This is a genomic window from Celeribacter marinus (genome assembly GCF_965656515.1).
Classification (GTDB): domain Bacteria; phylum Pseudomonadota; class Alphaproteobacteria; order Rhodobacterales; family Rhodobacteraceae; genus Celeribacter; species Celeribacter marinus_D.
The window spans coordinates 17,133-28,237 of the sequence record NZ_CBFHKW010000024.1 but is presented as its reverse complement, the minus strand read 5'-3'; the positions used below and the strand labels follow the sequence as shown (position 1 = coordinate 28,237).

The window sequence follows — 11,105 nt, the reverse complement described above, 5'->3', positions numbered from 1 at the left end:
TATGTCTCGTAATAAGCGTAGACTTGAGAGTAATAGAGCCCTGCTCCGAATACGATTGCTGTGAGCACGATGCCACCTACGATGAGTTTACCATTCATTGCGCCGCACCCTCGGGGACATATCCGCCCGCCGTGGTTTGTACGAACGCATCAGCACAGGCTTTGGCAAGGGTGCGTACGCGGCCAATGTAGGCTTGCCGCTCGGTGACCGAAATCACGCCGCGCGCATCGAGCAAGTTGAACACATGGCTGGCCTTGATGCATTGGTCATAGGCGGGGTGCGCCATGATGATCCGTTTGCCCGTTTTGGGATCTTCGGCGGGGCGGGCCAAAAGCGCGTGACACTCGGCCTCAGCCTCTTCAAAATTCTTGAGCAGCTTTTCGGTGTTCGCCGCGTCAAAGTTGTGGCGCGAGTACTCTTCTTCGGTCTGTTTGAAAATGTCGCCATAGCTCAGCGCAATGGGGGAGGACGGATCATTGAACGGCATGTCCATGACGTGATCGACGCCAAGCACATACATTGCCAAACGTTCCAGACCATAGGTCAATTCGCCCGACACGGGGCGGCAATCATGGCCGCCGACCTGTTGGAAATAGGTGAACTGCGACACTTCCATGCCATCACACCACACTTCCCATCCAAGGCCCCACGCGCCAAGCGTTGGGCTTTCCCAATCGTCCTCAACGAACCGTATATCGTGGAGGTCAGTGTCGATACCGATGGCTTTCAATGAGCCGAGATAGAGATCTTGCAAATCAGGCGGACTTGGTTTGATCACAACCTGAAACTGATAGTAGTGCTGAAGACGGTTCGGGTTCTCGCCGTAGCGTCCATCAGTTGGACGGCGCGAGGGCTGCACATAGGCGGCCGCCCACGGCGTCGACCCAAGCGAGCGCAGCGTTGTCGCAGGGTGGAATGTCCCCGCCCCCACTTCCATGTCGTAAGGCTGTAAAACCGCACAGCCTTTGGCCGCCCAGTAGGCTTGTAGACGCAAGATAATGTCCTGAAAGGACCGCGGTTTATCACTGGTTTGGATCATCGTCTCGGACATGGGTAAGCCTTGCTTGTTCAGCACTTCTAATGCGGCCATTCAATAGGCAAGCCAGAGGGGGGCGTCAATGACCCAAGCCGCCCCACATCGCGCGAACGCCTCACTATTTACGAACTTTTTCGCGCGCTTTTGATCACATTGTGTCTGAACGCGCGCTCGAACGGTTGACCTTGGCTCCGAACCTGCTTTGGTGTCGCAAGGGAAACAAAACGGGCGCAAAGCCCGTCATTTGACGTATAGGGTTTTCATGACACGTATTACAGCCGCGCTACCGCTTTCTTTGGTAGCTACTTTTTTTGCAAGCACCGCACTTGCCCAGTCTTGGGTTCAAATCGAGGCACAGCCATCGCTCACACAAGCCACGACAGCCGCACAGGCCTACGCCACACAATTGCCCAATGTGGTTGGCTTTGAGCAGGCAGGGCGTTGGCACGCTATTGCGCTTGGCCCCTACGCCGATGATGACGCTGCCGAAACCGTATTGCGTCAGTTGCGCGCCCAAGGTCTGATCGCACGTGATGCCTATGTCACCGATGGCGCAGATTACCGCACCGCATTTTTCCCCATTGGACAGGCTTTGGCTACAACAGCCACGCCGCTTGTGACCCCTGCCGATGATGCGCCTTCGACGGATGCAACTCTGGCCACCCCATCTCAAGAGGCCGTAGAACAGGTGGTTGAGGCCATCGAAGTTCCCCAAGAACCACTTGACGAAACACTCGCACAGGCCCGCGCCTCAGAACGTGATCTCGACCGCCCCGCGCGCGAAGCGTTGCAAATCGCGTTGCGTTTCGCTGGCTTTTACAACTCCGCAATAGACGGGGCCTTTGGCAACGGAACACGGCGCGCCATGGGAGCATGGCAAGAGGCCAACGGCGTCGAGGCGACTGGGGTTTTGACCACACGCCAACGCGGCGAAGTCCTTGCGGCTTATCAATCCGTGATCGACAGTTTGGGCATTGCACGCGTCACTGACGAGACCGCAGGGATAGAGATTGACCTGCCACTGGGTATGGTCGAATTCGACGCCTACACTCCACCCTTTGCCAAATACATGGCCAAGGACGGATCGGGTATACAGGTGATGCTGATCTCTCAAACCGGTGATGAGGACACGCTTGGCGGACTCTACGAAATCTTACAGACATTGGAAATTGTCCCTCTGGACGGGGAGCGTTCGCGCCAATCGTCCAGCTTTGTTTTGACAGGACAAAATAGCGAGATCACCACGCATGCCGAGGCGAGCCTCTCGGGCGGCGCGGTCAAGGGGTGGATGCTGATCTGGCCAACGTCAGGCGATCAAACACAGCGCTCGATGGCACTCAGATCCATGCAATCCAGTTTTGCACCACTTCGAGATGCCGTGCTTCCCGATGCCTATGGCGAGGGCGCAGAGCAAAACATCGACTTGCTCGCGGGGCTTGATATCCGGCGCGCTGAGCGCAGTGCGACAGGCTTTTTCGTCGACAATACCGGCCGCGTTGCCACCTCTACAGCCACAATTGAAAACTGCACACGGATTGTTCTGGATGACGTGTATGACGCGAAAGTCGTCGCCTCACAAAATGGCATGGCGCTTTTGGCACCGAATGACACGCTGGCACCGATCGCCTTTGCCGCGTTTGATAGCCGCCTGCCCCGCTTGCAATCGGGTATCACATCTGCGGGCTATGCCTATGGTGGCCGCCTTGGAACGCCGACCTTGAACTATGGCACGATGCAAGAGCATGCGGGTCTCAATGGCGAGGCTGATCTTTTACGCCTTGAGTTGGCGACGCTGCCATCCGAAGTGGGATCACCGGTGATGGCCCCCACAGGCGGCGTTATCGGAATGCTCACATCCATTGACACCGGCGCACGCGCGCTCCCCGAAAACGTCAGCTTTGCCTATGACATGGAAAAACTCGCGGGCTTTTTATCGGAGCACGGCGTGACGGTCGCCGCCGCACAAAGCGACATTGATCTATCCGGCGCAGAACTGATCGAAAAAGCGCGCGACATGACTGTTTTGGTCAGCTGCTGGAACTAAAGATCACACGACCAAAGACAAAAGCCCCGCACATGTGCGGGGCTTTTTTATGCATATGTTCAGTCGCGCCACGCGTTAGCTGCGCCAAAACCGGATGGTGAACAGGGCAAAGACCGACATCACTTCGAGACGTCCAACGAGCATCGCAATCGCCAAAATCCATTTCGCAGTATCATTGAGCGACGAGAAATTACCCGATGGGCCAATGATATCACCGAGCCCTGGACCAACACAGGCAATCGCGGTAGCCGCACCCGACACCGCCGTCACCAGATCAAGACCGGTCGCGGCCAGCAACACCGCCGTTATACCCAACGAGACGATAAAGAACGAGAAAAACGCCATCACCGATGACAAGACATCTTCGGACACCGCTTGCCCTTGATAGCGCGGGGTAAAGACGCCGTGTGGACTGTGGATTTTGCGGATTTGCGCGGTCATTGACGCGATCAGCAATTGATAGCGGAACACCTTGACCGAACATGCGGTCGAGCCCGCACAGCCGCCCACCAATCCGATAAAGAAAAAGGCGACAGCGGGAAAAGCGCCCCACAACTGGTAGTCGGTCGACGCGTAACCCGTGCCCGAAATGATCGAGGTCACGTTGAACAATCCCTCACGGATTGAATGCTCGAACGCATCGCCATCAACAACGAAACGGTACACAGAGAACGCCGCAACGAGCACGCTGATCACACCGAGGTAGGCGTGGATTTGCGTGTCGCGCCACATCGGCTTGGCCGTCCCTGCCATCAGCTGCACAAAGCGCACAAAAGGCAGCGAGGCGAGAATCATAAACAGCGATGACACATATTCAGCCGGCCCCTGAAACGCGCCGAACGAGGCATCACGGGTCGAAAACCCACCCGTGGACAGCGTGGTCAGCGCATGGTTGACCGCATCAAATGGACCCATGCCAACCAACACATAGGCACTAAAACAGGCCGCCGTTAGGACCACATAGACCACCGAAATACGCGAGGCAATCTCACCCGCGCGCGGCAGAACTTTACCATCGGTATCAAAGGCTTCGGAGCGAAACACCTGCATTCCGCCCACTTTGAGCTCGGGCAGGAACACCATGGCGACAACAATGATGCCAACCCCCCCGAACCATTGCAGCATAGAGCGCCACAGCAATATGCCCTCCGGTAGGTTGTCCAGACCGGAAAAGACCGTAGATCCGGTTGTGGTCATCCCCGACATCGCCTCAAAAAACGCATCTGTCAAAGAGGCGTTCATCTCGGCCAACATGAACGGGATACCACCAAAAATAGGCAAAATGAGCCAAATCACAGTGGTCAAAAGAAACATCTGCTGAATAGACAGGCCTTGCTTCTGGCCGTTTTGCGTCGATATCGCGACGGCTGTCCCAAACACAAACGTGATCAGCCCTGATTTAAGAAAGACCGTCCACTCGCCACGGCCAAAGCCAATGTCGACGAGCATAGGAACCATCATCGTCAGACCCAAAAGGGCCACGAGCACGCCAATTACGTAGAGAACAGGTCTGATATCAGTCATAGCGCCAAGGCTTGGCCCCACGCGCGCGCCAAGTCAAGCGACCTTTGCGTTCACCCGTAGCGCTCAGCCAACGTGGATCAAAGACGCAAACAACCGCGGATCGAGGCTTTGAGCGTCGAACGTGTCGCCTTGGGTCAAAACGGACACGGCATCATGCGAATGCAGGCTCTCTTGGTGCGACGCGACAACGCGAAAATCGCCCACCCGTGGCTCACCTTGCAAGGCCGCGCAAAACAGGCGCGCAGCATCTTCGACAAAAATCGGATTGGCGGCGTTCAACTCTGCAAACGCTTGTTCATCCTCACGCTTCACCATCACCTGCGTCTCGGTCGCGACCGCACTGCGCGCCAGATCAATCAGATCCTCGAACCACAGACAGGCCTGATTGGGCAACACTTCAACGGAAATTCGCGCAACCGAGCGTTGCGAATGTGGTGTAGCCAATTGTTGGCGCGTGCGCCGCGCGTGTTCTGACAATTCCAACGAACACGGGCACGTCGACGAGTAAACGTAATCAAGGTGCATAAACTTGCGCCGTACACCGTTTTTCTCGACCAGTTCCAACGCGATATCGTAGTATTGAAACCCCTTAAGGCCGGAGCGCAATGACGGCATTTTGACGGGAAACGAAAACCGCATTTGGATGCGGGCATCAAAACTATCAAGGTCGGCGATATAGGCATCGAGAGCCGTTTCGATCACGTCAAAGCTAAACGTTTGCTCGGCATGTTTGTAAAAAGAGCGCATGATGCGGGACATGTTGATGCCCTTTTTCTCCGCCTCAAGGCTGACCGTGCCCGTCACAGATGTCTCAAGCGTCAAATCACCGTTGTCGCGGGTGTGAAACCGGATCGGTAGACGGAAATTGGAAATGCCGACGTGTTGGATTTGCTGACGCGCGCCTTTGATCAGGCTCTCGGGACCGTTTTGCAGATCGGGCAGCGTGTCGCGGTAGGCCTCGTCAACTTGAAAATCCTCAGGGTACGCACGGCGCAATGCGGGATAGTTGGCGAAATCATCTGAATGCGGCAAAAGCCGTGAAATCGCGGGATCAAGATCCGCCACTTCGGTCGGCGTAGCATCCTCAGCCCACGCTCGTAGCGCGTGCAGAGCGGCCTTGGCAGCCTCGTGTTTCGCCTGTTTATCCATAGCACCCGTCTGAATGTTCATGGGAAGTCCCCCGCCGTTGCCTCCGTTATATAGGAGGTTTGAACCCGATTACCACATGGATACGGCTACGGCAGGGGTTTGGATCAGATCGCGCCGAGCGCCGTTAAGATATCGTCAATAATATCTTGCGGATCTTCGAGACCCATAGACAACCGCACAAGACCGTCCGTGAGGCCCACTTCGGGGCGCCGCTCAACGGGGACGTTTTTATGCGTTGTCGTGCACGGATGCGTGGCGATGGATTTGGCATCGGCAAAGTTGTTGGAAATGGTAAACACCTCCAACGCATTGAGGAATGTGAACGCCGCGTCTTTGCCGCCTTTGAGATCAATTGTGATCACCGTGCCGCCCGACTCCGATTGCGTGATCGCAAGGTCGTATTGCGGATGCGCCTTGTGGGTCGGGTAGCGCACAAAATTGAGCGCACGATGCCCCTCAACCGCATCACAGACCGCCAATGCCGTACGCGCCTGCTGGCGGACCCGCAAATCAAGTGTCTCGAGGGATTTGAGCTGAACCCATGCGTTAAACGGGGAAATCGCGCCGCCCGTGTGTTTGAGATAGGTTTCAATCGGGCCACGGATCAAATCGCGATCGCCGGCAATAATACCGCCAAGACACCGCCCCTGCCCGTCCACATGTTTGGTGGTCGAGTAAATGATAAGGTCCGCACCCGCCTCTTTGGCATAGGTGAAAATTGGCGAACACATCGCATTATCAACGATCACCAACGCCCCGACTGCATGAGCCAGTTCACACACCGCCTTAAGATCAATCACCTCAAGGGTCGGGTTGGAAATACTCTCAAGGAACACCGCCTTGGTATCGGGGCGAATGGCGGCTTTCCACGCGTCCAGATCGCGCCCGTCAATGAGCGTGGTCTCAACACCGAACTTCGGGAGCACCTCGGTCACGATGTAATTACACGACCCGAACAAGGCACGCGACGACACCAGATGATCGCCCGATTGCAACACCGCCATCAACGCACCGGATACGGCGGCCATGCCAGAGGCAGTTGCAAAAGCATCTTCGCAGCCTTCAATGGCTGCCATCCGGTCCTCGAACATACGCGTTGTCGGATTACCGTAGCGCGCATAGATGAACTCATCCTCACCCTGATTTACAAATCTCGCCTCGGCAGCCTCGGCACTGTCGTAGACAAATCCCTGCGTCAGAAAGAGCGCCTCGGACACTTCGCCATATTGGCTACGGCGTGTGCCTTGGTGGATCAGTTGTGTTTGCGGTTTCCAGTCAGTCTTGCCCATGTGTCGCGGCCTCATCATCAAATAAAAAGCCCCCGTCGATCAAGAGCGGGGGCGCGGATGGCGCGTCGCGTCTCGACCTTTTAGCGGTATAATTTTACGTGGCCCGCAATCCGGTGAACAAATCGCCACGATAGGTTTGGCCTACAAATCCTGCGACATTGTGTCAACATGGGCCATCACCTGTGCATGTGAAATTTTCGAATGATGCGCATCACCATCGCACATATTTATACAACTGAGCATTGTCACCGTCGACATGTCCCCCCATCATTGATGGCAACACTGAAAAGGACATCTAATGACACAGCACCCCATCGACCTCTTTTACTGGCCCACGCCGAACGGCTGGAAAGTCTCCATCGCGCTGGAGGAAATGGATCTCGCGTATAAGACAACGTATATCGACATTGGCGCAGGGGATCAGTTTTCACCCGATTTTCTAAAAATTGCCCCCAACAACCGGATGCCCGCGATTATAGACCCCGATGGGCCTGATGGTGCGCCCGTTTCAATCTTTGAAAGCGGTGCAATCATGCAATACCTTGCGCGCAAAACGGGGCAGCTTTACGGGACGACCGCGCGCGACCGGATCGCCGTTGATCAATGGCTCATGTGGCAAATGGGCGGCCTTGGCCCGATGGCCGGACAGGCGCATCACTTCCTCAAATATGCCCCCACGATGGACCCGCCCAATGATCTACCCTACGCCAAAGACCGCTACCGCACTGAAACCGCACGTCTTTACGGTGTCCTCGATCGTCAATTGGCCAAACACGAATTTGTGGCGGGCGATTTTTATTCCATCGCGGATATGTCCATTTGGGGCTGGGCGTCCCTATGGGAGGGGCAGCAACAGACCCTTGACGACAAGCCAAATTTGGCGCGGTGGTTGGACACGGTGAGTGCACGCGATGCGGTGAAACGCGGACGCGCCCTTGGCGCGCAAAAACGCGGTGATATAAGCACGGACAAAGGCGCGCAGAACACCTTGTTCAAACGCTAGCCCATACGGCCGCCTGACCGTTTAACACGCATATGTCAAAGGATTGCCCGTGGATCGACGCGCTTTTATTACCACCTCAGCGGCCGCTTTGGCCACGGGCTGTTCTACACCGCGCCTTTATAGGGAGGTCGCTGGGTCCATCGATTCCGAGGTTCAAAGGCGGGTGTTCGTGGCAACCAATCGCCATGTGTCACGTGATCCGCTCCTGCAATTCGAGGGTGAGCGAACTTCGGGCGTCTCTTATCTGGATTACACAATCTCCATTCCGCCAAACCGGCGCGCGGGGGAGTTCTCATTTCCACGCAAGCCTCTGGATGCCCAAACCCAGTTCTTTGTGACCCGCACCCAAAGCTTTGACACCGCTCAGGCGTTTTCGAAATCGGTCGCGCAAAACGATGACAAAGGTCTCGGCACGGTTTTGTTTGTGCACGGGTTCAATGTCTCTTATCCGGGCGCGGTTTTTCGCGCGGCACAGATCGCGACCGATTTTGGGTTCAAAAACCCTGTGACCGTATTCTCGTGGCCCTCGGCGGGCAAACTGACTCGCTACGCTTATGACCGCGATAGCGTTCTATTTGCACGCGCGGCGCTGGCCGACACCATAAAACTCTTGGCCAAAGCCACCGGAAAGGTGACGATTGTCGCCCACTCCATGGGTGGATTGTTGACGATGGAAGCCCTCAAACGCTTGTCGTTGCAACAAGATGCAGCGACGTTAAAGGCGGTGAATGGCGTCATCTTGGTCCAACCTGATATCGATCTTGATGTCTTTGTAGAGCAAATGGCTGATCTGCGTACGCATCCGTTAGGCGTGGCCGTTATCGGATCGCGGCGCGACCGCGCGCTAAAATTCTCATCCGTCATCACAGGCGGGCACCCGCGCGCCGGTGACGCATCAGCGGTCGAGGTAATCCGCAACGCGGGCGCTGTTTTGATTGATGTAAGCGGCGCGCCGATGGGCGATGTATTGGGGCATGACACCTTTATGTCGTCACCCGAATTGCTCGCCATCATCAAATCTGGCGATCTCGCAGAAAAGGTTGTTGCAGGCGCGCCGGGACAAGACATTTTGGTAGATGGGCTTGCTTTGACAGGCTCGGCCGCCTTAGCAATTGCCTATCTGCCGTACACTGTAACCGGCATCTGATCAGGCCTCTGGGGCATCCTCGTCAGCGGTTGCGTGACGCGACAACAGGCCCGATTGGGTCATGAAAAACCCGAACATGATCAAGGGCAGGCCAAAGGTTTTGAACTTGACCCATGCATCCGTGGACAGGCTGCGCCACACCAGTTCATTGGCGATGGCCAACCCGAAGAACAAAAGCATCATGCGCAGGGTCAGCTTCATCCAACCCTCATGATCGAGCGGCATCAATTCACCCATCACAACGCGCAAATAGCTGCGCCCACGCAGGAGACCAAAGGCCAACATACCGCCAAACAGAAGGTAAATCATCGTTGGCTTCATCTTGAAAAAGCGCTCGTCATTGAGCCAGATCGTCAAACCGCCGAACACTGTGACGAGGACAAGTGTCATGATCTGCATCACGGACAGTTTGCCCGTCAGACGCCACAGCGCAAAGGAAGACGCGGCAATCAACGGAATGAACAACGCCGTCATCACGATGAACCCCGAGTAGGTTTGGCCGTTCACAAGGAAATCACGATCTTTGAGCAGGACATATCCCGCGAAAAACGCAATGATCGGCCCCATCTCCAAAACAGTTTTGACCCACGGCTTTACGGTCATCTCGGTGGTGTTGTCGCTCATCTTGATTGCATCCTTTGTCATCCGCCCATCTCGACTATCACAGCCCCCAGCGCGATCAAAGCCATGAGCGCAAGGCGGCGTGGGCCAACCTTTTCACCCAAGATCAGCCATCCGATTAGCGCGGCGAAAACAGTAGAGGTTTCGCGCAAAACTGCGGCCTCGCCCACATTGTCCAAACGGGTCGCAAGCATAACAAAACCAAAGGAAAAATAGGCGACAATACCGCCGATGAGGCCGCGCGCCATCAGCGGGCCGAGGGCTGGTTTGTCAACCAAAGATCGGTAGCGCAGCGTCGCCACAACCGGCATCACAAATCCGTCAATGAAGAAAAACCATGCCAAAAACGTGAACGGATCCGCCGTGGCGCGAATACCATAAGCGTCATAGGTGGTGTAAAGCGCTACAAAACCGCCCGTCAAAACCGCGAGCATCATCGCGGGCACCATCGTGTCGCGACCCACGGTGATGGTGCGCAAATTGTAAATCGCGAGCCCAAAGATGCCCGCGACAAGCGTGAACACCCCAAACCATTGCACCGGCGAAAAATGTTCGCCAAACACGATTCCCGCGCCGATCACCGCAAACAACGGTCCCGTCCCGCGCACGACCGGATAGACGACCGTGTAGGCGCCTTTGGTGTAGGTATATCCTTGGGCGGCTTTATAGGCCGTGTGAATCACAAACATGCCCGCGAAAATCGGCCACATATGCGGCTCGGGCCACGGTACCACGAAAAGGGCAAACGGAGCGGCGATGATACCGTAGGAAAAATCAATCGCCCCACGTGACAACCACGGATCATGACGCCCCTTTTGAAGCGCGCCGAACAAAGCATGCAAAAAGGCGGCTGTGAGCGCGAGAATGAGCGCAAGCTGATGCCCCGCCTCGGTCCCCTCAAGGGAAATGATCCAGTCGCTCATGGTGCGCCTCGATCACCGAACGCCACGCGGGTCATGCCTCGTGTGAGGGAACACTGCCCGTTAGCATCATTTCGAAATCGACATATGGATTGGGGATCAACCGCCCGTCAGCACCCTCGATAAAGTCCTGATCAATCTCGAATGCGCCATCACGCAACAACGCCTCTTCGAGAGATTGCACAACAAATTCAGTGCGGTAGGATGGCAAGATGCCCATGCCCCAAATTCGTGCCGGACAATCGCCACGGTTTTCGTCAACCACAAGCATCGCCGTTGCCACCAATGTGTCGCCGTCCGTGATCACCATTTCAGAGTGCAATGCACGATCCTCTGGCCAATCCTCACTGGTTTGTTCCGCGCGCTCGGGGT

10 protein-coding genes and 1 riboswitch are annotated in these 11,105 nt (G+C 56.0%); of the genes, 3 read left to right on the top strand and 7 right to left on the bottom strand.

The window, feature by feature from the left end:
* Positions 1-94: 94 nt before the first annotated feature.
* Positions 95-1,039 carry a glycine--tRNA ligase subunit alpha gene (locus tag ACTG34_RS07405; RefSeq protein ID WP_439104329.1) on the bottom strand — a complete coding sequence of 315 codons (945 nt, stop codon included), beginning with the start codon at positions 1,037-1,039 and terminating at the stop codon, positions 95-97.
* Positions 1,040-1,298: 259 nt separating this feature from the next.
* Here ACTG34_RS07405 and ACTG34_RS07400 point away from each other — a divergent pair, with 259 nt between their 5' ends.
* Positions 1,299-3,080 (top strand): serine protease, encoded by a 1,782-nt coding sequence (locus ACTG34_RS07400; protein ID WP_439104322.1) that lies wholly within the window; start codon positions 1,299-1,301, stop codon positions 3,078-3,080.
* A gap of 75 nt (positions 3,081-3,155) precedes the next feature.
* Here ACTG34_RS07400 and ACTG34_RS07395 read toward each other — a convergent pair whose 3' ends face one another.
* The 3 genes from ACTG34_RS07395 to metZ form a co-directional block, all read right to left on the bottom strand.
* Positions 3,156-4,604, bottom strand: coding sequence for a TrkH family potassium uptake protein (locus ACTG34_RS07395; protein ID WP_439104321.1), 1,449 nt, complete (start codon positions 4,602-4,604; stop codon positions 3,156-3,158).
* Positions 4,605-4,667: 63 nt separating this feature from the next.
* On the bottom strand, positions 4,668-5,774 hold the full coding sequence (folE2, locus tag ACTG34_RS07390) for a GTP cyclohydrolase FolE2 (protein ID WP_439104320.1): 1,107 nt from the start codon (positions 5,772-5,774) through the stop codon (positions 4,668-4,670).
* A gap of 83 nt (positions 5,775-5,857) precedes the next feature.
* Positions 5,858-7,042 (bottom strand): O-succinylhomoserine sulfhydrylase, encoded by a 1,185-nt coding sequence (gene metZ / locus ACTG34_RS07385; protein ID WP_439104319.1) that lies wholly within the window; start codon positions 7,040-7,042, stop codon positions 5,858-5,860.
* 60 nt (positions 7,043-7,102) lie between these two features.
* Positions 7,103-7,181, bottom strand: a riboswitch (SAM riboswitch).
* Between the two features lie 159 nt (positions 7,182-7,340).
* Here metZ and ACTG34_RS07380 point away from each other — a divergent pair.
* Both ACTG34_RS07380 and ACTG34_RS07375 read left to right on the top strand, forming a co-directional pair.
* A complete protein-coding gene (locus ACTG34_RS07380; protein ID WP_439104318.1) occupies positions 7,341-8,045 on the top strand; it encodes a glutathione S-transferase N-terminal domain-containing protein in 705 nt (234 codons plus the stop codon).
* Between the two features lie 169 nt (positions 8,046-8,214).
* Entirely contained in the window at positions 8,215-9,192 is a 978-nt protein-coding gene (locus tag ACTG34_RS07375; protein WP_439104317.1) for an alpha/beta hydrolase, read from the top strand.
* Here the strand turns inward: ACTG34_RS07375 and ACTG34_RS07370 are convergent, their stop codons facing one another.
* The 3 genes from ACTG34_RS07370 to ACTG34_RS07360 all read right to left on the bottom strand — a co-directional run.
* A complete protein-coding gene (locus tag ACTG34_RS07370) occupies positions 9,193-9,816 on the bottom strand; it encodes an inner membrane-spanning protein YciB (protein ID WP_439104316.1) in 624 nt (207 codons plus the stop codon).
* Positions 9,817-9,833: 17 nt separating this feature from the next.
* A complete protein-coding gene (locus ACTG34_RS07365) occupies positions 9,834-10,736 on the bottom strand; it encodes an EamA family transporter (protein ID WP_439104315.1) in 903 nt (300 codons plus the stop codon).
* 31 nt (positions 10,737-10,767) lie between these two features.
* A partial coding sequence (locus ACTG34_RS07360) for a hypothetical protein (RefSeq protein WP_439104314.1) occupies positions 10,768-11,105 on the bottom strand: 338 nt, incomplete at its 5' end.